Here is a 26,908-nt window from a genome sequence, read left to right as displayed (position 1 = left end):
TCTCGGCGATGAAAGCCATCACGATTCTCATTTTCGGCTGCCTTGTATCGCTGGCCGGCGCAGCGGGCCTGAAATTCGATGAGGTTCTGAAGTCGCTGGAGGTCGAACCGACCGAGACCATCGTCACGGCCGATTTCGATTTCACCAACGACACGGACAAGCCGGTCAGAATTGCGAAATATCATGCGGCTTGCTCGTGCATGAATTTGAAGGTGAAAGGCGGCAAGCTGGTCTATGCCCCCGGGGAATCGGGTGTGATCCGTGCGATCTTCGACATGGGCAATTTCTCCGGCCAGGTCGACAAGATCCTTCAGGTCTGGCTCGACGATGATCCCGAGGCGACTCCTTCGGTGATGCTTACCGTGCGGGTGAACATTCCGGTACTCGTCCAGATCGAGCCGAAAACGCTGCGCTGGGAGATCGGGGCTCCTGCTGAACCTCAGACGGTCAAAATCACGATGAATTACGAGCAGCCGATCAAGGTGCTCTCGGCGGAGGTGAACACCGAGGCATTCACATCCACGTTGAAGACGATTGAGGAAGGCAAGAGTTACGAGCTCGAGATCCTTCCGGCATCGACGGAAAAGGCGGCTCTCGGGATTGTCCAAATCAAGACGGACTGCCCGATTTCGCGCCATGCCACCCAGCGGACCTTTGCGATGGTTCGGCAGCCGGTGGCTGATGAATTGCCTGAACAGAGCCCCATTCCCCGATGAAGAGCTCGGCCCAACTGGCGGTGATTGTCGGAGTGGCCGTCGTGGCTGGCTTCGGACACTGGATGGTGGACGGGCGGCCTTCCGGGTTACCGGAGAAAGAGTTCAAGGACAGCCTCGAATTGGGTGAGCTGCCTCCGTTGCGCGATGGAGAGGTCCGCTTGGAGGATCTTCAGGGGGCGCAGGGCGAAGGCATCTTGTGGGTGGACGCGCGCCGCGTCGGCCGCTGGAAGCGGGATGGCCTGCCTGGGTCCATCAGCATCACGAGCCTATCCGAGGAGGATCTGGTGACGCAGCTGGCCCGACATGAAAACGAGCTGTTTGGTGCGCGCATGATGGTGATCTACTGCGACGACCTGAATTGCTCGCTCAGTCACGAGCTGGCGGAGCGCCTGCGGCGCGAATTCGAGGGCCTGGTCCCGAGCGATGTCCGCATCCTGCAAGGTGGCCATGTCGCCCTGCGTGCCGCTGGACTGATCAAGAATTCCAGTTCAGGGCCTTGATCTCGCGCATCTCGATGTAGGGGCGGTCCGGATCTTCGGTGGTATTCCACTCGAGCACGATCGTGGCTCGAAGGCGCCTTCCCCAACCGATGCCGGAATCCGGCGAGTAGAGTTGTTCGGCGAGCGGAGAGAGGAGGCTTGCGTAGGCTCGGGTGATCTCGCTCTGACGGGTGGAGGAGGAGATCTTGTAGGTGAACTTCTTGTCGGCATTCGGGATCTCGACCTCGAAGCAACGGGGCACGGCCTCGATCACTGCATGGAAGGTCTGCTGGCCTTCCACGGGTTCAGCAGCAAAGGCGTCGAGTGCTCCGCCTGCCAGGTCGAGCAGCGGATCGATCAGGATCCTGGGAGTTTCATCGCCCCGCTTCCTGACGATCACCAACGTATCCCGCGTTTCGCCTTCGGCGCCATCAGGGATGGGAAACTGGATGTTGAATGGGATATCGAGATAGTCCTCCAGCATGTTGCGAGTCGGTGAACCGGCAAGGGCTTCGCCGACTGGGGGAAGGGTATCATCGAGGATGCCGCCTTTCAGGGGTTCGGCCGATCGGGCGGGCTCGGCCATGTTCAACCGCTCCTCAAGTGTCTTGCGACCGAAGAATGACATGAGCATCGTCCTCGCTTCGTCGAGATCGCACTTCTCGGCTGGAGCGAGCGATTCCGGGGTGGGGGCTGGAGCTACGGGCGTGGTCGTCGGATTCCTCGGGGAGGGGGTCGGTCCTGTCGCTGAGGGTGTCGTTGGGTTGCCTGCTGGCTGCCGCACTTGCTGACCGGTCGGCTGACCGGTGGGCTCGGGCGGATGAGCGTGGACTTCGCGATTCGTTTGCCCGGGGCCACCAGGCATGAAGTGATAGAGGAGGAGGTAAACGGTGGCTGCACTGACGACCGCAAAAAGCATCGGGGCGGCAAACCTTGAGAAACCTGAGCTCCTTTCCCGCGCTGGGGCGCTGGGTTCGGAGCTCGGGCGCCGCCGGTTGCTGACCGCGGAAGCGGCTTCGTTGGTCGAGTGCTTGACCGCAACCTTCCTCTCGGCGGGGCGATCGGGCAGCCCTCGGGGGGCTGGCGGGATGCTGGGTCGACCGGCGAAGTCCTCGTGACTTCGTGGTTTTTCCCGTGGCTCGGGAATTCTGGCGGGATGACTGGTCCGTGGCTTTTCCCGAGGTTCCGCGGCAAAGGATGCCGGGGCGGTGGAGTGCGGAGCGTCGGGTGCCTTGATGCTTTGTCCGCATTTCGGACACGGCCCCTCGACGCCTGCCATGCTTGCGGGCACGGTCAGCGGAGTCTGGCAATGAGAGCAGGTGAACTTGAGAATGGTGGGGGACATCGACGATTTGGGGGCCGACGGGACGGGGATGGTTAACGGAAATCGAGTTTGAGGTCAATGACGCGCGGTTCTTGCGATGACACCAACTCGGTGACGGGTCGCCAGATGCCCCGCGATGGGATCGCCGGTTTCGTAAACTAGCAGGTGACAGACCGTGCTTGGTAGCGCTAGTTTGGCGCTGTCAATGGTCTGGGAATTCATTCGTCTGCATTGGAGACACGGTATCGAGATCCTGATTCTGACCATCGGGATCTATCAGATTTACCGTGCCTTCAAGGCAACCCGTGGCGCCCGGATTCTTGTCGGTTTGGTGGTGATCCTGGTCGTCCTGACCGCCCTGCTCCAGCTGTTCCGCCTCCAGGTGATCACGTGGATCGTCACCCGCGCGCTACTTGTCTTGCTTGTCGCGCTTCCGGTGATCTTTCAACCGGAGATCCGCACCGCGCTGGCCCGCGTCGGCAGCAGTCGCTGGCTCGATTGGTTGCTGCGCAATGACCGTCGGCAGATCGTCTTCCTCGAGAGCCTCGATGATGCGGTCATCATGCTTTCGAAGAAGCGGATTGGAGCGCTTTTCGCGTTGGAGCGGAACATTTCCCTCAAACCGCAGGAGGACACGGGGGTGCGTCTGAATGCCGACTTTTCGCCCGAACTCGCGATGAGCGTGTTTTTTCCGAAGTCGCCGCTCCACGATGGAGCCATCATCCTGGCCGGCGAGAAGGTCCGTGCCGCGGGCTGTGTGCTCCCGGTGAGCCAGCGGGAGATGTCGGACCGATCAATCGGCTTGCGCCACCGGGCAGCCCTGGGCTTGACCGAGGAGACTGATGCGATCTGCGTGGTGGTCAGCGAGGAGACGGGGGCGATTTCGATCTGTAGCGAGGGAAGCATGGAACGGGACCTTGAACCCGGTGATTTCCGCACGAGAATGGAAGAGATCTTCCTCAGCAAAACCAACGACGATGAGAAAAGCGTTCCGCAAACACTGGGGGCCGAAGATGGTGGCCCTGATTCTGGCGACGGTAGTCTGGATGCTGATTAAGGCCCACCTGACCAAGGAGGGCATGTGGAAGGTTGAGCAGCCTCCCAGGGCCCTTGAGGTGCCCGAAGAGGAGCGTCGCGTCATCAACGAAAGTCTATGAGTTGGTTCATTACAGGCACCGATACCGGTGTCGGCAAAACGTGGTTCAGTCGCCTGCTCGTCCAGGGACTCCGTGCGGAAGGGAGAGATGCGGTGGGTTTCAAGCCCGTCTGCTGCGGCGAGCGTGACGATGCCACGTTACTTGCCGAAGCCTCGGGGGGGCTGAACATCGACGAGGTCAATCCGGTGTGGCTCAAGGCGCCGGTGGCTCCGAAGGTGGCGGCGATGCTCGCCAACATGAAGGTCAACCCGGCCTCGCTCGTGGCCTCATGCAAAATGCTGGAGAAGCGACACGACACGGTGGTCGTCGAAGGAGCCGGTGGGTGGCGTGTGCCCTTGGCCGATGGCTATGACATGGCCGATCTGGCCACGGATTTCAGCTTGCCGGTGATTGTGGTGGTGGCCAACCGACTCGGAGCCCTCAATCATACGATTCTCACTGTCGAGGACATCCGGGCGAGCGACCTTGAGGTCGCCGGCCTGGTCCTGAACAATCTCCAGGAGGAGCAGGACACTGCGGCTGTCACGAACAAGGGAATGATCGAGGAGCTAACAGGTGCACCGATTCTCGCCGAACTCATCCACGGCCAGGACTTTCTCGATATCGAGCCGTTTCTCAAATGATGGGATTGCGGATTGCGGATTGCGGATTGCGGATTGCGGATTGCGGATTGCGGAGGCGGCGGTGTTAGGGCCAAGTTTAATGGATGACACCGGGAGAACTGAAGGCTCGCACGATGAAGTTTGCGCTTCGTGTGCTTGAAGTGGTGGAGGCCTTGCCGGATGGGACCAAGGGGTGGGTCATCGGACGGCAGCTTTGCAAGAGTGGAACATCAGTCGCGGCCAACTACCGAGCTGCTGCCCGAGCCAAGAGCTCCCCGGACTTCATTTACAAACTGGGAATTGTCGAGGAAGAGGCCGACGAAACCATCTTCTGGCTTGAATTGATCGTTGCAGACGAACTGCTGCCAGCACAACGGCTCGACAGCCTCATCAACGAAGCCAACGAGCTACTGGCGATCACCGTAGCCTCCATCAAGACCGCCAAGTCCCAACGCCCCTAGTCGCAACAAAATCCGCAATCCGCAATCCGCAATCCGCAATCTCAAATCGACAATTACCAACTGCTCATCTGGCGGAATGCCTCCATGCGAGCGTCGATGTCGTCCTGCGTGATCGCCTCAAGCTGTCGGGTCGAGAATGCCTCGCAGGTGAAGGATGCCACCACGGAGCCTTGGGCCACCGCCTTGCGGATTTGTTCGAAGGAGTAGTCGCCGTTGGCATTGGCTGCCAAGTAGCCGGCAAGGCCACCGAGGAACGTGTCGCCTGCACCGGTCGGATCAGCGAGTTTCTTGAGCGGGAATGCGGCACAGCGGAAGAAGGTTTCGGGACACGGCAGGCTGTCACCGTTACCAAGATCCTGACCATTGCCGGTGAACAGCATCGCGCCGAACTCACCGAGTTTGATGACCACGTGACGCGGGCCCTTTCCTAACAGGATGCGTCCGGCCTCGATGAGGTCGCCTGTTCCCGCGAATTCGCGGGCTTCACTTTCATTGATGACGAACAAGTCCAATTGCTTGAGCACTTCGTGGAGGCGCTCGTTGGCGATCTCGATCCACAGATCCATGGTGTCGGCGATGACGAACTTGTTAGGTGCGGTGCACCCTTCGAGCATCTGCAGTTGGTTGTCGGGCGACATGTTGGCGAGCACCACGATGGGCGCGTCGGCGATCTCGGCCGGCACCTTCACTTCCCAGCTTTCGAGAACATTGAGGCCGACCGTGTGAGTCACCCGCTCGTTCATGTTTTCCAGGTATTCACCGCTCCAAGTGAAGGAATCGCCTTCCGAACGCTCGACCCCGGTGAGGCTGACCCCACGGTTCTCGAGCATATTGAGATGCTCAGCCGGGAAGTCCTTGCCAACGATGCCGATCAATCGGACGTCGGGCGTAAAGAAGCTCGCAGCCAGAGCAGCATAGGACGCTGAGCCGCCCAGAAGATTGGTGCCTTCAGATCCAGGGGTTTTGACGTTGTCGATCGCGACCGTGCCGCCGACGAGAATGGCTTGGGATTGAGAATTCATGGGATGTTGGGAATCTGCGAAGCGCGAAGCATTGCCATCGAGCCCTTCTTGACCAGTCCGAATCGCTGGGACGGCCGCAGGGGGGCACAGGTCTTCAAAAAGAGACAGGCCTGGTCAGGAATTCTGTATCCAGCCAATGGATCAGCGAGTTCGTTGAGTGCTGGGAACGCCTCAGATCGCTCGCAGATTAACAGGCCGGGCAGTCAGGTCGCCCGACTTCTCTTGCATGGGGGATCCATCCGGCAATCGCCGGATGCCCCGGCAGCAAGGCTAGTCGGGCCCAAGCAGGTCAGAATTTTGGATCCGAGAACCCGTGCGGCGCTGAGTCGGCTTCTGCCTTCCAACTCAGGAAGCATGTCCGGGAAATTGCCGTGGTTTTTGCCCAGGATCCTCAAAAGATCTTCGTTCTAGGCAAAAAGTCTCAAAAATTCCCTAAAAACCGTAGAGAACCCCCAATTTTTCCTTGCGGTATCGACGTGCGAAGGGCTTCTTGTAGAGCAAGCCCTACTGCAAATGAGCTGAATTCTAGGCCTTGTGACGGTCAAAATACCTGCACACAGCAAATTTTTCTCGACGGTGGGGCGTCGAAAACCTAAATCAAAACTCGTCATGAAAAACATTACTTCTTTTGCGCTCTTGAGCGCATTCGCGTCCGTCGCAGCGACTGCGGCGGTGACCGATCCTGTTGGTTACATCTCCCTTGGAAATACTGCTGGGTCGGATGCTTTCGCAGCGAATACCGACGTTCGTATTTCCATTCCGTTGTTCAATGCTACGGCGTCCGTTGGCGCGATTGCGACCGCTGGAATCAGTGGAAATGATATTACGATTGACGGCGCAGCCTACACTCCGGACGAGTGGGTTGGTTTCTATGCGCAGGTCGCTGACGGCACCAATAACGGGCAGTTGCTCCTCGTGACTGCAAACACCGCTACCACGCTTACCGTCTCCACTACGACTCCCGGAGACTCTCTGGCCGGGTTGGCTGACGGCGACACAATTAAGCTTTCTGCAGCTTGGACCATCGGAACCGCGATTGGCGACGTTCCTGTTGGGACGCAGCTCTTCGGTTTCACTGGCACGGGTGTTGGCCAAAACCTCGCTGCTGACGTCGGGTATACCTTCGGGGAGCCTTTTCCGGGTTTCTTCGGTGGAGTGAACCAGTGGTATAACACAGGCACGCTTGCTCCTGCCACCGATGCTATCTTGTATCCGGGTGAGGCCTTGATCTTGCGAACGGGTGCCACACCAGTTAATGAAATCGTTATCACCGGCGAAGTTTCAACGTCCAATTCACGCACGGTAATCCTCGGTGGTGCAGCATCGCAAGATACTCCTACTGGTTATGTTTCTCCCGTTGATGAAGTTGTCATCGACGCCAATATTCCTGCTGTGGCGGGTGACCAGCTCTTGATCTTTGATGTCACGGGCACTGGTCTCAACCAAGCTGCCACCATCATTTATGCCTTTGGAGAACCTTTCCCTGGCTTTTTCGGTGGTGTTGACCAGTGGTATAACGCCGGAACCTTGGGTGCATTGACTACCGAAGCGATTCCTGCTGGACAAAGTTTCATCTACCGGACAGCTGCTGCCGCAGGCGACCTGCCTTGGGGTGATGAGCCTGGCTTTGTAAGTGGACTGTAAAGGTTACGATTTTACCAATTTTTTGATCTCCTAAAACTAACCTAAATAATTATGAAACGTAAATTAGTTGCCCTCTTGGGTATCGCAATGATCGGATCAGCAACCGCTACTGTTACATTGCAGTTCAACGCCGCTGGCTTTACAGGTGAAGGTGGTGAGTTGTCTGGTGTTACTTGGGGGGTTATTGTTGACGCTGCAGGTGATGGCCTCGACAACCTCGGTGCGATTGAAGGCGGTTGGAGCCTCACGAACAATGCGCTTGTAGGCACTTCCGATGACGACTTCTTCTTCCTCGGTGCGTCCGCGACGCCAGGCGGTGGATTTGTCACGCAAGCTGCAGGCGTCACCGACGCTCCAGGTAACGACTTTGCCCTCATCTGGTTTGAAACTTCTCTCTCTGCGGGAGAGGCTACAGCTCCAGGTCTGTTGTATGGCACCTACACTCAGGCTAACTTCGTAATGCCTGCTGCTGGCAGTGTTACTTCGTTTGCTCCAGTTGCTCCTGGTGGCAACGTAGATACTGCATTCACAGGGATTCCTGAACCCTCCGTTGCACTTCTTGGTGCTCTGGGCGTTCTCGGCTTGATTCGCCGTCGTCGCTAACTCTCGGACAAGACTAGAGATTCGATGGGAGGCAGGTTAACCTGCCTCCCATTTTTTGTAGCCAGAGGGGCCTCTTTTGCGAGATGCCCCTTTTGCTTGCCTTGAAATCGCCTCTGCTTGGTGGAAGGGGAACCTTTCGCCTCCAGCATAGCAGGTGGTGCTTTGGATCCCTCCTCATCCACCACTCCACGCGAGTGAAGCGTTCGGATGGTGACTGGACTAGAGCACTGTGGTCCGACTGAACGGGGGATATCAGAAGCGGACTTCCTTCAGCGACAGCCCATCTGCCGGGGCGCAGTGGGGGGCGCGGCCGTGGGGGAGGTTCCGGGGTTGGTCGAGGAGTCGGGCGAAATCGTCGAGACGAAGGCGGCCTTGGGCGACTTCGAGGACGGAACCGGTGAGGAGACGGACCATTTTGTAGAGGAAGCCGTTGCTGGACCAAGTCAGGCGCCAGCCGTGGTCGAGGGGTTCGTAGTCGGCCTGGCTAAGGGTTCTCTGGAAGTCGGTGGTGTCAGTCTCGTTGCCACGCTTGGCGGAGAAGGCTTGGAAATCGTGGGTCCCCAGGGTGAGCTTCATGGCGTCCTCAAGCAGGAAGGGGTCGAACTGGCGGGGAAGATGCCAAGCAAAGCCGGCCTTGAAGGGGGAGAGGACGGGCTCGGTGGAGATGTCGTAGCGGTAGGTCTTATTCGTCGCCGAAAATCTGGCGTGGAAGTCGGAAGAGACCTCGCTGGCCTCGAGCACACGAATGGAGGGAGGGAGCTTGGTATTGAGCGCTGGAACCCAGTTGAAAGGATTCATGGTCAGGTGGTCCGGGGCATCAAAGTGTGCGACTTGAGCGAGCGCGTGAACGCCGGCGTCGGTGCGACCTGATCCGTGGATACGAATCGGCTCCTTGGCGACGGTAGCTGCGGCGGCTTCCAACTGGTCCTGAATCGTGTTGCCGCAGGGTTGGGACTGCCATCCAGCGTGGCTTCTCCCGTCGTAGGCAATGACGATTTTGATCCGCATGGATGGACGATGAGGGGCGGAAGGCTTGGCGGGCAAGAGGGGATTTCGGATTGGGGGTTTGCTGGGATTGAGGGGGGATCGCGTGGCGCGGCCGAACTCATTTGATTCGGTGCGTTGCTGTGGGCGCGAGAGTTCTGGTTGGGTTGACTAGAGCCCCGACTGGCCCCGGGGGCAGGTATGCTCATCGGGGAGATGCTTTTGGGCGATTCCGTGCGTGGCGGCGCCGCGCGGTCCATGTTGGTGGTTGCTTGGGCGGCTTTGGGCGGGAAGGATGATTCTTGTGGAAGGGGAGATCGATGGGTTCATGCTATTCGTGGCCACTGAGAAGGGGCTTTCGGACGCGTATCAGCTATCGCTTCGGCAGACGCTCGATGCCTTGGTGGCTTGGGTGGAACGGCGGAAGTTGCTGCTTCGGGATTTGGGAACTGAGGAGTTGGCGGATTTTCTCGGAGACCGGAAGGCGGCAGGACTGGCGTCCTCGTCCCTGCGGATTTCGACGGTTCACCTGAAGGTCTTTTTCCGTTGGTTGGCGGCCAAAGGGGTGATTGAGATGGACCCTGCGGAGCCGCTCCTTGCGCCCAAACCGGATGAGTATTTGCCGGAGACCCTGAATCAGCAACTGGTCGAGCGGATGATTGAGGGCGTGGACACGACGGTTCCGCTGGGGCGTCGGGATCGTGCGATTCTCGAGCTATTCTACGCTTCCGGGCTGCGTTTGAGTGAATTGTGTGGGCTGAGCCTGACCGATTTCCTTGAAGACGAATCCTTTCTCCGCGTCACGGGGAAGGGGCGCAAGACCCGGATGGTCCCGATTGGGGGTAAGGCGAGGGTAGCGTTGGAGAACTATTTGCGCAACGAACGGCCGAATCTTGTGAAGAAGAGGACGAGCATGGAGGTATTCCTCAGTGTGCGTGGAGGCCGATTGTCTCCGGACCGTGTCAGGCAGATTGTGAAGCAGCGCGCGGCGCAGGCTGGGATCGAGGAAAAAGTATATCCTCACTTGCTCCGGCATTCATTCGCCACTCACCTGCTTGAGGGCGGGGCGGACCTCAGGGTGATCCAGGAAATGCTTGGCCATGCGGACATTTCTACGACTCAGATTTACACGCATGTGGACGGGAAGCGTCTGAAGTCGCTCCACAAGAAGTTCCACCCACGTGGTTGAGCAGATCGGGTTTTCGCCTGGGGGGGAATCCTTCCCAAGTGCTTGAAAACAACGGTGGCTGTGCCTTCACCGGATCGGGCGCCGGTGCAGATGAAGTCCCTGTTATTTGGGAACCTTGCCGTAGGGTTTGATTTCGACGGCTGGGGCGGCTGGCTCGGGTTTGGCCGGGTCGGGCTCTTCGGGTTCGGCTTCACCGGTTTCGGTCGGAGCGGCTGGGAGCATGCGAACTGCTTTGTAGAGCAGGTTGTAGTTGTGCCGGACGGCGGACGGAAAGGAGACGCGTCCCGCCTCGACAATCTTTTCGCGCAAGAGCTTGCTGGAAAGGTCCGCGACAAGGTTTGAGCCGATGCGTACGGCTCCTTGGGCACCTTTCAGGCTGGCGCCAGCCTCGGCAGATGTCCTGATCAGGTCGCTGGCAATGGTCCGCCCTTGGATGGCCAGGGTGGATTGGGCGCTGCTGACGGATCCGTCGGCATTGAAGGTGACTTCAAGAACGGCGTGATCGTCGCTGGCGAGCCAGCCACGTCGGTGATCGATGCGGATGGAGAGGAAGATACCTCCATCCGGAGACGGGGTGATCTCCGGCTTGTGGGTGCGGTACTGGGATCCGGACAGCTCGTAGTCGACGACTTCCTTTTTCCATCCACCGAGGCTCTCGCCGAAGGCTTCCACATCGATCGCGACGTCCGCGGTCGCGGCGCTGGCGAGCAGAACAAGGCTGGCAGAAAGGATTCGGATCATGGCGTCGGCGGGCTTGGAGTCAGGACAATACGCACCTATTCGTCAGAAAATTCAACTCAAAGCGGAACAGAGTGGACGGGGCTGGTGCCCAGGGAGGTGGCATGCTTGGCCTGAAAGGTGGAATGGGTGGGAGGCTGGGTGGATTCATCCACTTCCTCGTTTCGAACGATTGCCAGTCGTCGTCGGCCTGACTAGCCTGTCGCCCGTGAGTCGTCCGATTGATGTGCTGGTGGATGCCCTGCGTGCTGAGCAAGCGCGAGGTGTGGCGGATGTGCATTTGGATGAAAGTGCCAAGGCAATCCTGCGCGATTGGCACCGGCAGACGAGAGAGGCGCGCTCGGGTGGTGCTCCGAAGCAGGTGATGCCGGCGGTGGTGGAGACGACCGAGCCTGAGCAGCCACAGGTGGTGAGAGAGGTGGCCGCGACGGGGAACTCGGCGGCCGAGAAGATTGAGTCGTTGCGCCGGATGGCTGCGGACTGGGCGCCAGCCAAGGCTTTGGGGAGCTTGCGGGAGACGATGGTGTTTTCGACGGGCAACCCGGAGGCGGATCTGATGCTGGTGGGCGAGGCGCCCGGCTACCATGAGGAGCGTGAACAGGAGCCATTCGTCGGTCCGGCGGGTCAGAAGCTGAACGACATCCTGAAGGCCATGGGATTGGCCAGGGAGCAGACCTACATTTCGAATATCGTCAAGTTCCGGCCAGCGATGCCGAAGCAGACCACCAACAACCGGAAACCCACGGCGGAAGAAATGGCCGCCTGCATTCCGTTCATCCGCGAGGAGGTGAAGGTGGTTCGGCCCAAGGTGATTGTCGCGCTGGGTGCTACGGCGGCGGAAGGGCTATTGGGCTTGAGTGGTTCGGTTGGTCGCATGCGCGCGAGTTGGCAGGACTTCGAAGGGACGCCGGCGAGGGTGACCTATCATCCTGCCTACCTTCTGCACGGCTCAGCTGGATTGAAGGACAAGAGGATGATTTGGGAAGACATGCTGGAGGTGATGGAGCGCTTGGGACTGCCGATCAGTGACAAGCAGCGCTCTTATTTCCTGCCGAAGTCATGAAGGTCCGCGTGATCACGACGGGAGGAACGATCGACAAGGTCTACTTCGATGCGACTTCCGACTATGAGGTGGGTGAACCGACCGTGCCGCATGTGTTTCGCGAGGCAGCGGTCGCGATGGAGTATGAATTGGAGTCCCTTTTCCGGAAGGACAGTCTGGAGATCAATGAGGGAGATCGGAGGCGAATTCGCGAAGCGTGTGAGAGATCGCCGGAGGCTCGCATTCTGATCACCCATGGCACGGATACGATGGCGGAGACGGCCGAATTCCTGACCGGGATTCCGGGCAAGACCATTGTGCTCACCGGGGCGCTGGCGCCCGCACGTTTTCGCGTCACGGATGCCATCTTCAATCTGGGCTTGGCGCTGGGAGCGGTGCAGTCGAAAGGAGAGGGAGTGTTTGTCGCCATGAATGGCACGGTGTTTGAAGCCGGCCAGGTCAGGAAGAATCGTGAGCAGGGGCGATTCGAGTCGGCGGATGTCTGATCCTGAGCGGGTTACAGCATTTCATTGGCTGGGTCTCGCGATTGGCGGGGGAGTGATTCCTGTGCTTTAATTAAACCTGCGGCCTTGGTGAGCCATCCGCTCGTTGAAACCCATCGGTCGGCTCCAAAGGCATCCAGCGTGAGTCGGAGTCGACCGCCTCTCAAACAAACCCATAGATGAACTGGAAGAAGACATGGCTTGGCCTGATGGCAGGCATTGCGTCCTTGGTCGGAAGTGAACTCCGTGGGGAGGCGATGCTGCAGTATTTCAACATCAGTTGGGCGGAGCTGACTTCAAAGATGCCCGAGCTGGCGGAGGCCGGCTACGATTCGTTGTGGCTGCCGCCGCCGACGAAGGGGTCAGGTGGCCTGTCGGTCGGCTACGACTGCTGGGATCGATTCGATCTAGGATCCAAGGATCAGCGTGGGAGTGTGCGGACGCGTTACGGCACTGAGGCGGAGCTGCTTGAGATGGTTCGTGTGGCGCATCGATTCGGGATCCGGGTGTACTTCGACAATGTGATGAACCACAATGCGTTCGACGTGCCGGGCTACAACGCGTTCACGCCGATCGACGTCTACCCCGGGTTTCTCCCGGAAGACTTCCACCTTCGTCGAACGGAGGACGGATTTTATCGCAAATGGGACAACACACGTGACTGGAATGATGCCTGGCAGGTTCAGAACCTCGGGTTGTCGGACTTGATCGATATCGCGACGGAACCGGGAACCTTGAACTACAACCACGGATCTTACGAGGGGGATACGATTCCCAAGTTCGAATTCGTCCGGCAACCCGACAACCCCGAGTATTATTGCTACATCCCAAGCGGTCCCGGGCAAAAACATTCCCGCGGCGAGGGCAACTACGTGGGCTTTGGTGCTGGGAACGGGATCACGCCACAGACGATTGCGGAGAATGCGTCGTTCTACTCCGAATATGTGGAGGACTTCCTCCATCGGGCTGCGCGTTGGCAGATTGATGTGACGAAGGCCGACGGCTTCCGCCTGGATGCGGTGAAACACACGCCGGCCGAGTTCTACGGGGCAACCTTCGGAGTCGACAAGGACTCGTCCAACTATGGATATAGTGGCCAGATCCAGCTTCAGTTCAATCTGACCCGGGGCTTCTCCGACTGGAACAACCACCGTGATTCCGTGTTCAATACCGAGCAGGGTCGGGATGACGCGATGCTGTTCGGTGAGCATTTGGGCCAACCCCCGGCCTACGGCTCATACATCGATGCGGGGATGCGCTTGATTGACAACGATCTGCGCTCGAATTTCAACAACCGGCTGGGAAATCCTTCGTCGGGTTTGAATGGATATGATCAGGCGGGATTCGGTGGGTTCCCTGCTTCGGTGGCCGTGATGCACGCCCAGAGCCACGACAATGATTTCGCTGCACGGCGTGAGTTGCAGCATGCCTTTTACTTCACGCGCGAAGGTCTGGGGTTGGTCTATACGGACGGAAATTACCATGCCGAAACGCTGGGAGAGAGCGGAGGTGCCTTCCCTCGTCATTCGAATACTTCGTTCCTCGGCCAGTGGGGTGACGGCAGGATCCCGAACCTGCTCAAGGTGCATCGCGACTTCGTCCGTGGATATCAGGTGGGCCGGTGGAGCGACGGCGACTTCGTGGCTTATGAGCGGATGGACAAGCGGGAGAATGGGGCGATGAACGACTCCGACGGTGTCACCATGTTGATGATGCTGAACGACAACTATGCGGCGGGGCAATCCCGTCCCTTGTCGACGTCGTTCCGGTCCGTAGGGGGGACGGGTAGCGAGAATGATCCCAATACGGGCGACGAGTATCTCTACCAGTATGCCAGGGGATTCGGGAGTCAGCAGGGTTTCTACGTGTATGCTTCGAATCTGGGGTCGGTGATCGTGGATCCCGGGAGCTATTTCATTTTTGCTCCGAGGACGCCTGAGCCATCGGATGCCTGGCAGGCGGCGGGAGGGAGCCCGCTGACCATCTATCAGAATGGTGTGGAGGCTGGAACGATGGAGGTCCTTCGTCGAGATGGGCCCGATGGTGATCCTGCCTTCAATCCCTATGGTCTGCCGGATGCCGACCCGACGGACTATGCCTACACGATGACGGTTCCGCGGGTGACGAGTGCGACCGACATGGACTTTGTGGTCCGGGCCGATGGTTCGGCGGAGAACATCCTCCTTAAGTTGGATGGTGGTGTGGACTTGAACGGAACGGTTCCGGTGGGAATCACGGACGCGTTGTTGAGGGATAACCCGCCGGCTGTAAGTACGGACACCTTCCTCGGTTATGAGCAGCCGACCTTCGTGCAGAGGATGCATGCGGAGAAGTTCGCTGCAGTGGATACGAGTCGGAGCCAAATTGGTTCGGCGGGTGCGGAGACCTACATCAAGGAGGTCGGTTCGGGCAGTGTGACGACCGTCGACGGGCCGGTTGGCGCCAATGATTTCTCCACGGACGGAGGGGACCGTGCGTCATTCCTCTATCACGACCCTGCGGGTGTTGTCGGTGGTGTCCCCGGTGGTGGTTGGCCGGTGGAGGGAGCACCGTTGCAGTATGTCGAGGAAGGGAGCACGATCTCACTGTGGGCGAAGCCCAATGGGGTGGGCGGCGGGTTCCGGATGTTCTGCTACTACACCGTGGATGGAACGAATCCTGAGGGTGCCGGGGGGGCGGGGCTTGGGTCCACACAGGTGGTGGAAATGAATTACTCCCACGATGAGTCGGGCAATGACTGGTGGATGACCGCCACTCTTCCCCAGCCAGCCAATGGTGTGGAGCTCCGTTACAAGATCGGGATCTTCAAGGAAGGCGCCTCCAGTGTCTATCCCTCCGGTCAGGCCTCGGTGGATAAAAAGAAATCGATGCTCACCACGTTCAAGGTGGAGGGCTTCGATGGAACGTCGATCACTTATGCGCCTCACAATGACTATGGCGTGACAAACACCGGGCTCGAAGAGGGATTTCACGTGCTGAGGGGGCGAGCCTTCCTCAATCGGGTTGGCAAGGCATCGCTCTACAACACCTTCGTCCAAACATTCTACTACGATGCGGTGAAGCCACAGGGTGAGATCGTTTTCCCGACGAACAACGGCGATACGGTGGGTGGTAGTGAGTATGGGGTGGTGGTCCGCGCGGACAAGTCGACCCAGGAAGTTTGGTTCCGCATCACCGATGGCGATGCGAGCAACGACGATCTGGCGACGGGAGTCGACAATGGCAATGGCGAGTGGGTCATGGCAACCGAGGTGACCGCCAGTGCGTCGATCTCCCCGGGCAATGCCGACTACATCCGCGAGTTCCGGTTCAACTATGTCAACATCCCATCGACCGGCGGAGCGACAATCGAGGTGCGGTTGAAGGAATTGAGCTCGTCCGATGACAATGCACTGAGCGACGAGGACGGTCATTTCACCACCCTGACCCGAACGGTGGGGACGGCCGGGCCTGATCTTCGGATGTTCGTGGCGTTTCCTCCGTCGGATGGGCTGGCGATCGACGAAAACTACGAGCTCAAGGTGTATTTTTCCAAGAGTCTTGCGGACGGCTTGGACGAGGCATCATTGAAGAGCCGGTTCCTCGTGCGTTACGGGGGAAATGATGACTGGCCGGGCAGTTCGGTGGTGCTGGATCCGGTTGCGCTTTCCATCAACTATAACGAAACGCCGACCTATCACGCGCTCGCTTTCCAGTTGCCGAATCTGTTCAACGGCATCGATGGATTCCTCCATCGGATTGAGATTCTTCATGATCGGCCAGATCCCCTCTCCGATCTTTTGGCGACCCGCTTGGTCGAGGCAGCACCGAGTTCCGCTCCACGGGTGACCATCCTGCAGCCTCAGGAATTCGACAGTGACGGTCAATTGGTCGAGACGGTATTGCCGGATGGTCCGGGGGCGGATTCCCTCGATTTCACCGTGCGGGTTTCGACCGACGACACGGCGGAGTCCGTTTCACTGGAGTTCGAGCTTGGATCCGGAGTCCTGACACCCGTCGATGCCGATCCTGTGGAGCCCGGCATTCAGCCCGAGGTGTCAGGCTCGACCTTGTTCTGGGATTTCATCTGGACGATCAACCAACCGGGGAGTTTCCGGCTTCTTGCGACGGCGCTCTCGTCTGGTGGGAGTGCGGTGGATCGGCGAAATGCCACGGTGATCCGGCGTCAGTTGGTGGCTGCGGACCCCAACGATACCGATGATGATGACGACGGTCTGGCCGATTTCGATGAAGGCACACCGCTTCCCCTGCCGAATGGCTTTCCAGCGGGGGATCCGCGTTACAAGCCGAACCCGGAGCAATGGACGAATGGAGAGGTCCACGTTTGGGAGGCTTACGGGCGGTCGGATCCGCTCATGCCTGATAGTGATGGCGACGGCCTGCCCGACGGGCTTGAGGTCGGTTGGCGGACCGCCTCCGGAGATACGAATACGCTGACGGACACCAATCAGGATGGCTTGCCCAACTTTGTGGGTGACCTGGACCCTCCCTTCTACAACACCTTGGACAACCTCGGTTCGGTCCCCGGAGTAAACAGTGCGAGCGAAGGAGGAGATCGAGCGAAGCGACTCTACGGCTCCCTAACGGATCCGGGTAATCCTGATACCGACGGGGACGGCCTGCTCGATGGTGTGGAGGATGCCAACGCCAATGGTTGGATTGATGGAGACGGGGCCGCGATCGGCACGGGAGATTCTCCCACGCTGGGGCGGAACTGGCCGAATGCGAAGATCGATCCGGGTGAGGTGTGGATGGAGACTTCGCCGAACGACTCTGATACCGATGACGATGGCTTGTCGGATGGATTCGGTGAGGACACTGACTTCAGCGGAACCATCACGGGTGACACGAACCTGAACCGTAGCTGGGACAGCGGTGAGGTCTGGACCGAGACAAATCCTCTCAAGGGGGATACCGACGGTGACGGCTTGCCGGATGGGTTCGAGCGGAGGTTCGGACTGAATCCGCTGGATGATGGCGTGACCAGTTATGACGGAAGCATCCCCAATGAGAACAATGGTGCGGCAGGTGATCCGGATGAGGATGGATTGACCAACGTGCAGGAGCTTCTTGCCGGGACGGATCCGACGGTCGACAACAGCGTGGTGCTGGTTCCGGGTGAGGCGATCGTGATCGGCCCGGTGTCGGAGGAGAATTCGATCGTTCGAGGGGCGGTTTCGAACCGCCAGGAGTTCACCGATTGGACCGTGGATGACTTGGTGGTTCTCGATGCCTTTGAAGGGGATGGCACCGGCCACCAGGGTGGGGATACCTATCTCGGTTATGATGGATTCGACAGTTCCCGGGACTTGGTCGCCTTCTATGCGCGGGACGGTGGGGATGTGTCCGTGGGCGGCACGGGAGAATTCTATTTCCGTGTGGATCTCCACGACCTTCGTCCCTTTGCGGAAGAGGGGAATCTGGATTTCTATGTGGCCGTCGATACAGGGAACACGGCGATCGGGGAATACTCGCTTCCTGATGAGGTGGACACCGGCACCCTGATGCGGTGGGAGGCGGTGGTGGCTGTCTATCAGTCAAACCAAGGTGCGGTTTACGTCGATCTCAATCCGGCCAACAACTCGATCGGCGTGAACGAGGATCTGACCTCCAAGGGTGTGGTGCGACGCGACCAGAACGCACCGGACGGATTCAGAAAAGCCCATTTCAACAGCGATCTGGATGCGGTGGAGTTTTCCATCAGTCGCGATGCCCTTACGGATGCCGGTTGGCTGGGAGATCCGTCGAGTCTGAACTTCCAGGTCTTCACCGTTCGGGACGGAACCCAGAACAGCCCGCAGGGTGCGGGGGATATCGGCGGGCGGACGGACATCCGGGACACCATCTATGACGACTATCTGGCCGAGGACTACTGGCGGGATCAGGGGTACATTTCCCAGAACAGTGAGCTGCGTTCATGGTTCAACTACAATGGTCCGGACCGGGGCAAACGTTCGAAGGTGATGATGATGGTCCATGGAAACGAGGCCTTGAAGACGGGCAGCGAGATGCAGGATCGGATCAGTGATGCCGAGGACTTGGGTGAGATTGAGGACGGAGTGGCCGGAGGCTACTATCGACTTCTCGATGCCCATGACGCGTATGGCGCGAAGTTGGGTCTGCATCTGACGGGAACTCTTGCTTCGGCGCTTCAATGGGCATCGGTCGATCCCGCTGCGGCGAAGCCGTGGCGCGATGGACCTGCGTTCAACGCCCGGCTTGGTGCGATGGCCCAGGATGGAACGATCGATCTGGTTGCTTCCACGTATTCCGACTCACCGCTGTCCTACTTCAGCCCGGGCTGGATCGCGGACAATGTGTCCTTTGCCAACCACACGCTGAGTTCGATCTATGGTGTAATGCCCTCCGACCGGGTCTTCTGGATTCCTGAGCGGATCATCGACGAGGATGTGCTGAGCAAAGTGGAGGGCCTCGGATACACGCATGTGTTCGCGGACCAGTTCCGCCATATCCTGGATCGGTTCGGGAGAACCTCGGCCCTGCTCGACGACGGTTACCGGATCAATCGGATCAACGGTCTGAATACGATCGTGATCAACGATCAGGCTTCGGGTTTCCGATTCCAGAACACGGATCAGGGTTTGAATGTGAACCTGCGACAGCTGGTTTCGAGAAAGGCGCGCAGTGGGGAGCAGCACCAGTTGCTGGTCTTCTACAGTGATCTTTCCGACTTCCGTAATCCGGATCAGGCGACAGCTTACGATCGGAATCTGGCCTGGTTGGCCAGCCGGCCGTGGATCGAGGTGGTGGGGCCGGACCAAGTGGCGTCGGGCGAGGTGGATCTCTCGCTTCCTCCGGACGGGACGGGTGATGTGTTTGCTTCGATCGACCGCGGGACGACCTCCTTTGGTCGGAAACTGGGGCCGCTGTGGCTCGATCATGCGAGCGAGGGGAACTACGACTTCTGGTGGTTTGGATCCAGTCAGGAGGAGAGCCTTCGCGACAAGGTGTTCGAGGTGAGGCCCGGAGTATCGATCAACCCGGTGGGTGACGCCTTTTACGGAGTGCAGGATTTCGGTGGGACGGGATCCGGGGTGGCGAAGGCTTCATGGGATGCGGTTTCCGGGTTGGGTGATACCCGCTTGGGGCGGGTGGCGCGCGGGACCTACCACGCATCGACTTTCCTTGCAGGATGGCATGCGGAGGACAATAGCGACCTGAGGACCTACTCGACGGGAGCCTTCATCTATCCGGATGTCACTTACGACGAACTTGCGGGTTTCGCCAAACGCTCCCAAGCCCAGTCAAGGATGGCGGGGATGTATTCGGCAGTCGCAGACTGGGCGATGGCTCCTCCGGCGCTGGCCGAGACCGAGGCCATGGACGTCGACTTTGATGGTGAGGATGAGTTCGTGCTCCGCAACGACCGGGTGATGGCGGTATTTGAAGCGCTTGGAGGACGTTGTGTCGGGGCTTGGTCGCTGGCGGCCAATGGAGAAGTGGTCCAGGTCATCGGCAACCCGCTGTCGCAACCTGCCTATGAAGACGAGCGTGAGGGTGATGGGAATCTTTCCGGGGGAGAGGTGCTTGCGAGGAGGACTTCCGCGTTCAAGGACTGGTTTGCTGATGGTAGTGGTGGAGGAACGACGGGCTATGTGAATGACCTGTATGGGGTCACGCCGACCACGCAGGGATGGACCTTCACATCCGGTGACGGAGCGATCACCAAGGTGGTGACTCTGGCCAACGGGGCCGACGAGTTGCTGGCTGATTATTCCCTGAGTGGTGGAGTCAACAAACTGTTCGTGCGTTTTGGCATCAGCCCCGACCTCGACAGCCTGCTGGTGCGTGGTCAGTCAGGTCTGTCGATCGCACCGGTTGCCAGTGGGGTGGAGGTGTCGAACACGACACCGACCCTGCTGACCCGTTCCGTGGTCGGTCTGGATGCCAATGCCACCTGGCAGAGTCTGGCGATGGATGATGAGGGCTTGTTCGATACGTTGGCGATGAGGAACCAAGCGCAGGTCCAGCAAGTGGAAGTGGAGAGTCAGGATCAAACCTTCAGCCTGTCCTTGTCCCTCGAGGTGGAGGTCCTCGATGGCGATGGAGATGGGTTGCCTGCGGATTGGGAAGCTTCGAACGGGCTCGACGATTCGGATCCGACCGGTGTCCATGGTGCTGCAGGAGATCCGGATGGCGATGGTATCAGTAACCTGGACGAGTGGCTGGTCGGGCTTGATCCCCAGGTCGCGGATGCCGGCGATTTCCCCGTGCTGACGATCTCACTCAATGGGGGCTCCCCCGAACTCTCATTCCCAACGCTGCCGGATCGGATCTATCAACTCGAGGTATCCGATGACCTCGAGTCCTGGGATGATCACGGACTTCCTCGATCCACCGTGGGAGCGGGAGGCCCGGATCTATGGGTGATCGACGACCTGCCTGCTGCTGTTGGGGCCCGCTTCTACCGCATGACCCTATCGGCCCCATGAAATTCCACCTGTTTTATTGTTTTCTTCTCCTGCCATTGTTCGGCGCACCGGGCGTCGTCTGGCATGAGCCAGCCTTCCAACAACCGGAGATCGGAGGTGTCACGATGCGTGACCCTGCCTATGAGCCGCTGGCCGGGAATACGATCATCTATCAGGGATTCGCCAAAGCGGGTGGGGTGAATGGAAACCAGACGGGAGGTTCGGTGTTCTACCGCTTCACGCCACGAGGAGGATCGCCGGGTGCCTGGTTGAGCGAGTCGCTCGGCTTCTCATCCGATGCGGCCGGAGGCAATCAGTATTGGCAGGCCTCCCTGCCCTTCGACTTGGCGGCGCCCACGGATGTGGTGGAATACTACATCCGTGTGGATTTCGATGGGACGACCGGAAGCAATCCGGAGACCACCTACATCTTCGGTGGTGACTTGCAGGGGAATACGTCGTTGTCGACGGTGGAAGCGGATGCGCAAGCGGCTCCCTTTTCGATCCGGAACCGGCCGGGCTGGATCTTTCACGCCAACAACCGGGTGGTGGCGGACGACGACATCCAGGTTCGGGTGAAGACAGGCTACATCGGTCCGTCGAACGATCCGTCGAGCTTGTGGGCCACCAATGGAGCGGTTTACTATACGACGGACGGCTCGGAGCCGGAGGGTGCCTTCGGGGTTGCCATGGGATCGGGCACGGCGGTGGCGATGACCTTTGATGGGGTGGATCAGGACAACTCGGGAAATGGCAATGCGGCGTTCTGGCGCGGCACGCTTGAGGGAGTGCTTGCAGGACTGCCACTGGGTGGTGAGGTGAAGTACAAGATCGGGCTATGGAATTCCGAAACCAACGAAGAGAAGTTTGCCGACCATACGGCGGGGACCGACAACGAAACCTTCGTCTATCAGAACGGGGTGCTCGGAGAGCCATCCCTGACCGTGAATGGTCTCAACGCGAATTACACCACGACCAAGCTCTTCATCGATGAGGTGGTGGGGGAATCGGTTCCGCTCGCGATCGTATTCCAGCCTGGAGAGCCGAATGTGGTCGAGGCCGAGGTGTTCACGAATCTCAATCGTCGGGACCGGGCGGATATCGATGGTGATGGCGATGGTTACCCCGATGGGATCAGTGGAATCGATGGTGACTCGCTTGCTGCGGGCGACGACGGTCACTATTACAGGGCCTGGCCGATGGCATCAGCCGGTTCAGGTGTCTACACGCTGAATCTGGATGCTTCGAAGACCGGGGCGTATCGGCTGACGGCACGCTGGAAAGTGGCCGGAGATTCGCAGTGGCGCTACTACACGAATGGGGCTGCCAATCGGCGTGATCATGCCATCACCGTGTCTCCCCGGGATGCGAGGGATATCGTACTTTACGAAATCAATGTGCTCAACATCGAGGCAAGCGGGAACACCTTCGCAACGAGATCAACCATCGAGGACATGCATAACGCTCCTGGTGCTCCCCACAATGGGAGCAATCGATGGGATCTGGACTACCTGAAGGCCCTGGGTGCCAACTGGCTGTGGTTCCAGCCGATTCATCCGAATGGCTACGACGGCCGTGAGCCGGTGGGTGGCTACGGCAGTGGATCGGCCCTTTATGATCCGGGGAGTCCGTATGCGGTGAAGAATTTCTTCGAGGTGAATCCGATCTTCACCAAGGATTTCACGGGTGACCCGCTCAACCCTGCGGACACGGGGAATCCAGCAAACCGGGCACTGGCGATGACGGCGTGGCAGAATTTCGTCACGGCGGCTGATACGAAGGATGTGGGTATCATGCTGGATGCTCCCTTCAACCACACATCGTTTGACGTGGAACTGGCTCAGGTCGGAGTGGATCTGCTCGAGCCCGATGGGAGCACTTGGGGTGCATACGACGAGATCCGCGACAGGGATGCACGGTTCTTTTCCAGGAATGGCAACTACGGAGACCGGGCATTTGACGCGGGTTCGATTGCGCCGGGGCCGGACCGGTTCGACTTCGGCAAGTGGAACGACGTGAAGGATGTCTTCTTCGGACGGTATGATGCGCTGGTTGAGTTCGACAGCGAGCCGGAGCGTTCGAGCTACACGAGCGAGGGGGATTGGTTTGATCCGACGGATACCGACTGGACCAATGCGGATTTCATCAAGGGGGGGAATGCCCAGAACATCACCCGCTGGGTTTGGAAATACTTCGCCGAGTATGCCGTTCACTGGTTGGAAGAAACCCGGCCGGCGGGTGAGAACCGAAACAGCGAGACCGAGGCGGGTCTGACCATCGAGGAGCGGTATGAATGGGACGCCAAGGGGATCGACGGATTGCGCTGTGATTTCGGTCAAGGGCTTCCGCCGCAGTGCTGGGAATACATCATCAATGTGGCGCGATCGAAGAAGTGGAATTTCGTGATGATGAGTGAATCGCTTGATGGAGGAGCGGTGACTTACCGGAGCAATCGCCATTTCGATATCCTCAACGAGAACATCGTTTTCCCGCTCAAGAGTGCGACGACGAAGTACGACTACCGGAACATCTTCGAAGGTCGCAGGGCGGCATACGGGCAGGGGCTCGTTCTTGCGAATACGACTTCGCATGATGAGGAGAACTATGAGGATCCCTGGCAGGCGGTTGTCCGGTTCGGGGTTTCTTCCACGCTCGCCGGGGTTCCCATGATCTTCCCGGGCCAGGAGCTGGGGATCAGCCGGACGACGGGCTACGACGAGTATGAGACGAATTTCGGGAAGCTGATCCCGCACTTCAAGCGATACAACTCGATGATGCCGATCTGGAACGATACGGACTACGGCAACGATCAGCTCTTCAAGGTTTACTCGGGGATGGCGACGGCTCGTCAGGAGAGTGAGGCGCTGCGGTCATCCAACCGCTGGTTCCTGGATGGGGATGAAAACAACAGTCAGATCCACGCAGTGGCGAAGTATGAACAGCCGGGAGCTTCCCCCGCGGAAGCGGACGTGGTGTTGGCGTTTTCCAATCTGGATCGCGACAACGTCCAGTGGGATACCTTCGTGATTCCATCGGGCTTGGCCGGCGAGTTGGGGTTGAAGTCTGCTCGGAACTACAATGTCCGGAATCTGGCGGCTTATGAGAATCCTGCGGCGGGTATGTCGGGGCGGCGGGATGCATGGTTGTGGCCGGGTGGTGGCTACACCGGAGCGGAATTGCAGAGTGGTGGATTTTTCGTGTCCCTGGCACGTGTCCCCACGACGGGGAGCTCTGATGCTTCGCCGGGCGGCTGGGGGAGCGATCCGTTTGAAGGACTGTTCCTCAAGGTTTTCGATGTCACACCTCCGGCAAGTCCGGTGGCATCAAGTTCGGCGTGGACCCTGGGTTCCACCGCGACCTTCAACTGGTCCGACCCGGTTGATCCAGATGACCGGGTGGCATCCTACTTCGTCGAGGTTCTCGACACGTCGAACCAAGTGATCGCGAGTGGCAACGTCACGGATGGTTCGAACTTGTTCGAGTTCACGGGCACGACCGGCATGTCGTACACGGCCCGGGTCACGGCGACGAGTGTGGCGGGGATTGCAGGGGATCCTGTGGAGTCAACCGGCTCGGTCATTTTCCTGTCGGACGGTGGAGATGAAGATGGGGATGGTCAGTCGAACTTCGACGAGTCGATCGCCCTTACCGACCCTCTGGATTCGACTTCGGTCTTCCGTGCGAAGGAGGCGAAGGTGATGGGGGGAGATGTGGTGGTCTCGTTCTCGTCGGTGGACGGTCTCACCTATCAGCTGCAGACCAGTACGACGATGACCGCGGGGTCTTGGTCGACGGTGGCGACAGGACCGGGTACGGGAAGCTTGACGACACTCACCCATGTTGGAGGTGCCGGGGATGATCGTCGGTTCTATCGGGTGAGCGTGGTCGAGTGAAGGATGTGATCGGGCGGTTCGGGCCACGAAAAAGCCCGCAGGCCGATGAGGCACTGCGGGCGATGTGAGAGAGCGAGGGAATGCGGTTCGCATTGCCTCTCGGGGGGCTTACTTCTGACGTGCGTTGGCCTTCAGGCGCAGGGCGTTCAGAGCGATGAAGCCGGTGGCGTCGTCCTGGTTGTAGGCTTCCTCCTGTCCACCCTCCATGGTGGCGACGTCCTCGTCATAGAGGCTGTGCGGGCTGCGGCGTCCGGCCTGCATGACGTTGCCCTTGTAGAGCTTCATTCGGACCTCACCGGAGACCTTTTTCTGGCTTTCGGTGACGAGGGCCTGGATGGCTTCCCGTTCAGGAGCGAACCAGAATCCGTTGTAGACGAGTTGGGCATACTTGGGGATCAGGGTGTCGCGCGTCTGTTGGAGATCCCGATCCATGACCAGGGTCTCGAGGTCCTGATGGGCGGCGAGGATGATGGTGCCACCGGGAGTCTCGTAGATGCCGCGGGACTTCATGCCGACGAAGCGGTTCTCGACGATGTCGACACGGCCGATGCCGTGCTTGCCGCCGAGGAAATTGAGCACGCGCATGATCCCGTAAGGAGTGAGAAGGGTGTAGCCGTCCTTTTCGCCCTGGACTTCGAAGTCGCCGAGTTCGGTGATGAGTTCGGCAAGGCCTTCGGTCTGAAGTCCGATGATGTTGCCCTTGTCGAAGAGGAACTGGACATACTGCGGGGTGTCCGGTGCGTCTTCCGGGGAAACGGAGAGCACGTACATGTCGCGGTCGGCCTCGCCGGTGGCGTCATACCAGGTGTCTTCGAGAGCGCCGGCTTCGAAAGAGATGTGCAGGAGGTTGCGGTCCATCGAGTAGGGCTTCTTCATCGATGCCTTCACCGGGATGTTGTGGGCTTCGGCATACTCGATCATTTCCTTCCGGCCCGGGAATTGGGCGCGGAATTCAGCATCGCGCCATGGAGCGATGATCTTGATGTCGGGAGCGAGGGCTGCGGCGGATAGTTCGAAGCGGACCTGGTCGTTGCCCTTGCCGGTCGCGCCGTGGGCGATGGCATCGGCGCCTTCCTTCAGGGCGACGTCGACCATGCCCTTGGTGATGCACGGGCGGGCGATGGAGGTGCCGAGCAGATAGCGGCCTTCGTAGATGGCGTTGGCTTGGAACATCGGAAAGATGTAGTCGCGGGCGAACTCTTCCTTCTGGTCATCGATGTAGCACTTCGAGGCGCCGGTGCTGAGGGCCTTGGCTTCGAGACCGTCGAGTTCGTCGCCTTGTCCGCAGTCGGAGCAGTAGGCGATGATTTCGGCGTTGTACTTTTCCTTAAGCCAGAGGAGGAGGACGGAGGTATCGAGGCCTCCCGAGTATGCGACGACGATTTTCATGGCGGAGCAGGGGTAGGGCGGAATCGCGGCGCTGAAAACACCAAAATGTGTGGTGTCTGGTGCGGGCTGGTCGGGACCTTGGTCGGCGGGTGATTCCAAAAATGCGATCCGCTTCCCATGGCGGGATTTCCGGGGTGGATTCAGGCTCTGGGGCGTTATGAAAACCATCGGTGTTACCCAGCGGGTCTTCCGCGATCCAACTCCTCAGTTTCCGATCCGGCACAAGGATCGTCGGCGAGAGGATGATCGCCCCCGGCGCGAGCCATCGGTGAAATTCCTCTATGGAGAAGTACCGGAGGGGCGGGGGCAGCGGACGATGAACACGGTGCCGATGCCCGTGCTCGGGACCTCCTCTTCGCCTCCGGTGGATGAGGGGTCGATGCGGATCAGCCTGGTCCTCGGGGTGATCTCCTTGGTTTTCCTGGGTCAGTGCTGGCTGGTTTCCTCGGTGAGCACGATCACCGGACTCCTCAATTGGCGTCCTGAATTCCTGGGGCCGGTGCTGGAGTGGAGCCGGCACTCATTCCCGGTCTCGCTCATTGGGGTTCACTTGTTCGGGATCATGTCGTCGAGCCTGTCCGGTGGGCAGCGCCAACTCGGATCGTGGTCGATCGGTCTGTTCTGGCTTGGGGTGATCGGTGTCGTGACGACGATGATCATGATGCGTGTGTTCGGGTGGTGAGACTTTGGTTGGAGGGGCGGCATCGCCGGCGGGGAATCTTCGCCGGGC

Annotated in this window: 18 protein-coding genes; 13 read left to right on the top strand and 5 right to left on the bottom strand. The window is 59.3% G+C overall.

Annotated elements, in window-relative coordinates:
• Positions 1-8 precede the first annotated feature (8 nt).
• A complete protein-coding gene (locus JIN81_RS13970; protein ID WP_200280910.1) occupies positions 9-716 on the top strand; it encodes a DUF1573 domain-containing protein in 708 nt (235 codons plus the stop codon).
• On the top strand, positions 713-1,216 hold the full coding sequence (locus JIN81_RS13965; RefSeq protein WP_200280907.1) for a rhodanese-like domain-containing protein: 504 nt from the start codon (positions 713-715) through the stop codon (positions 1,214-1,216). Before JIN81_RS13970 ends, JIN81_RS13965 begins: the two co-directional genes overlap by 4 nt.
• Here the strand turns inward: JIN81_RS13965 and JIN81_RS13960 are convergent.
• On the bottom strand, positions 1,191-2,114 hold the full coding sequence (locus tag JIN81_RS13960) for a hypothetical protein (RefSeq protein ID WP_200280904.1): 924 nt from the start codon (positions 2,112-2,114) through the stop codon (positions 1,191-1,193). The genes JIN81_RS13965 and JIN81_RS13960 overlap by 26 nt on opposite strands.
• Positions 2,115-2,724: 610 nt before the next feature.
• On the opposite strand from JIN81_RS13960, the gene cdaA reads away from it, so the two are divergent.
• From cdaA to JIN81_RS13945, 3 genes are all read left to right on the top strand, one after another.
• On the top strand, positions 2,725-3,576 hold the full coding sequence (gene cdaA / locus JIN81_RS13955; RefSeq protein WP_200281175.1) for a diadenylate cyclase CdaA: 852 nt from the start codon (positions 2,725-2,727) through the stop codon (positions 3,574-3,576).
• 96 nt (positions 3,577-3,672) lie between these two features.
• The gene (bioD, locus tag JIN81_RS13950; RefSeq protein ID WP_200280900.1) at positions 3,673-4,299 is read left to right on the top strand and encodes a dethiobiotin synthase; all 627 of its coding nucleotides are present in this window, start codon (positions 3,673-3,675) and stop codon (positions 4,297-4,299) included.
• Between the two features lie 113 nt (positions 4,300-4,412).
• Positions 4,413-4,739, top strand: coding sequence for a four helix bundle protein (locus JIN81_RS13945; protein ID WP_200280897.1), 327 nt, complete (start codon positions 4,413-4,415; stop codon positions 4,737-4,739).
• A 53-nt stretch (positions 4,740-4,792) separates the two neighbouring features.
• Here JIN81_RS13945 and JIN81_RS13940 read toward each other — a convergent pair whose 3' ends face one another.
• Positions 4,793-5,761: a PfkB family carbohydrate kinase gene (locus JIN81_RS13940; protein ID WP_200280894.1), complete on the bottom strand. Its 969-nt coding sequence runs from the start codon at positions 5,759-5,761 to the stop codon at positions 4,793-4,795.
• Positions 5,762-6,370: 609 nt separating this feature from the next.
• Here JIN81_RS13940 and JIN81_RS13935 point away from each other — a divergent pair.
• Both JIN81_RS13935 and JIN81_RS13930 read left to right on the top strand, forming a co-directional pair.
• Entirely contained in the window at positions 6,371-7,405 is a 1,035-nt protein-coding gene (locus JIN81_RS13935) for a TIGR02597 family protein (RefSeq protein ID WP_234044925.1), read from the top strand.
• A 51-nt stretch (positions 7,406-7,456) separates the two neighbouring features.
• On the top strand, positions 7,457-8,008 hold the full coding sequence (locus JIN81_RS13930; protein WP_200280888.1) for a hypothetical protein: 552 nt from the start codon (positions 7,457-7,459) through the stop codon (positions 8,006-8,008).
• Between the two features lie 252 nt (positions 8,009-8,260).
• Here JIN81_RS13930 and truA read toward each other — a convergent pair whose 3' ends face one another.
• On the bottom strand, positions 8,261-9,016 hold the full coding sequence (gene truA / locus JIN81_RS13925; protein ID WP_200280885.1) for a tRNA pseudouridine(38-40) synthase TruA: 756 nt from the start codon (positions 9,014-9,016) through the stop codon (positions 8,261-8,263).
• Positions 9,017-9,287: 271 nt separating this feature from the next.
• On the opposite strand from truA, the gene JIN81_RS13920 reads away from it, so the two are divergent.
• Positions 9,288-10,181 carry a tyrosine recombinase gene (locus JIN81_RS13920; RefSeq protein WP_200280882.1) on the top strand — a complete coding sequence of 298 codons (894 nt, stop codon included), beginning with the start codon at positions 9,288-9,290 and terminating at the stop codon, positions 10,179-10,181.
• A 102-nt stretch (positions 10,182-10,283) separates the two neighbouring features.
• Here JIN81_RS13920 and JIN81_RS13915 read toward each other — a convergent pair whose 3' ends face one another.
• Positions 10,284-10,922 (bottom strand): hypothetical protein, encoded by a 639-nt coding sequence (locus JIN81_RS13915; protein ID WP_200280872.1) that lies wholly within the window; start codon positions 10,920-10,922, stop codon positions 10,284-10,286.
• 205 nt (positions 10,923-11,127) lie between these two features.
• On the opposite strand from JIN81_RS13915, the gene JIN81_RS19090 reads away from it, so the two are divergent.
• The 4 genes from JIN81_RS19090 (at position 11,128) to JIN81_RS13895 (ending at position 24,789) form a co-directional block, all read left to right on the top strand.
• Entirely contained in the window at positions 11,128-11,982 is an 855-nt protein-coding gene (locus tag JIN81_RS19090) for a uracil-DNA glycosylase (RefSeq protein WP_200280869.1), read from the top strand.
• Positions 11,979-12,467: an asparaginase domain-containing protein gene (locus JIN81_RS13905; protein WP_200280867.1), complete on the top strand. Its 489-nt coding sequence runs from the start codon at positions 11,979-11,981 to the stop codon at positions 12,465-12,467. The genes JIN81_RS19090 and JIN81_RS13905 overlap by 4 nt, the downstream gene beginning before the upstream one ends.
• Positions 12,468-12,643: 176 nt before the next feature.
• Positions 12,644-20,917: an alpha-amylase family glycosyl hydrolase gene (locus JIN81_RS13900; RefSeq protein WP_200280864.1), complete on the top strand. Its 8,274-nt coding sequence runs from the start codon at positions 12,644-12,646 to the stop codon at positions 20,915-20,917.
• Positions 20,914-24,789, top strand: coding sequence for a hypothetical protein (locus JIN81_RS13895; protein ID WP_200280861.1), 3,876 nt, complete (start codon positions 20,914-20,916; stop codon positions 24,787-24,789). The genes JIN81_RS13900 and JIN81_RS13895 overlap by 4 nt, the downstream gene beginning before the upstream one ends.
• A 108-nt stretch (positions 24,790-24,897) precedes the next feature.
• Here JIN81_RS13895 and JIN81_RS13890 read toward each other — a convergent pair whose 3' ends face one another.
• Positions 24,898-26,178, bottom strand: a complete 1,281-nt coding sequence (locus tag JIN81_RS13890; protein WP_200280858.1) for an argininosuccinate synthase — start codon at positions 26,176-26,178, stop codon at positions 24,898-24,900.
• Between the two features lie 157 nt (positions 26,179-26,335).
• Here JIN81_RS13890 and JIN81_RS13885 point away from each other — a divergent pair, with 157 nt between their 5' ends.
• Positions 26,336-26,860, top strand: a complete 525-nt coding sequence (locus JIN81_RS13885) for a hypothetical protein (RefSeq protein WP_200280855.1) — start codon at positions 26,336-26,338, stop codon at positions 26,858-26,860.
• Positions 26,861-26,908: the final 48 nt, after the last annotated feature.

Source organism: Haloferula rosea (assembly GCF_016595525.1).
GTDB classification, from domain to species: Bacteria; Verrucomicrobiota; Verrucomicrobiia; order Verrucomicrobiales; family Akkermansiaceae; genus Haloferula; species Haloferula rosea.
This window is presented reverse-complemented; position numbering and strand designations above follow the sequence as displayed.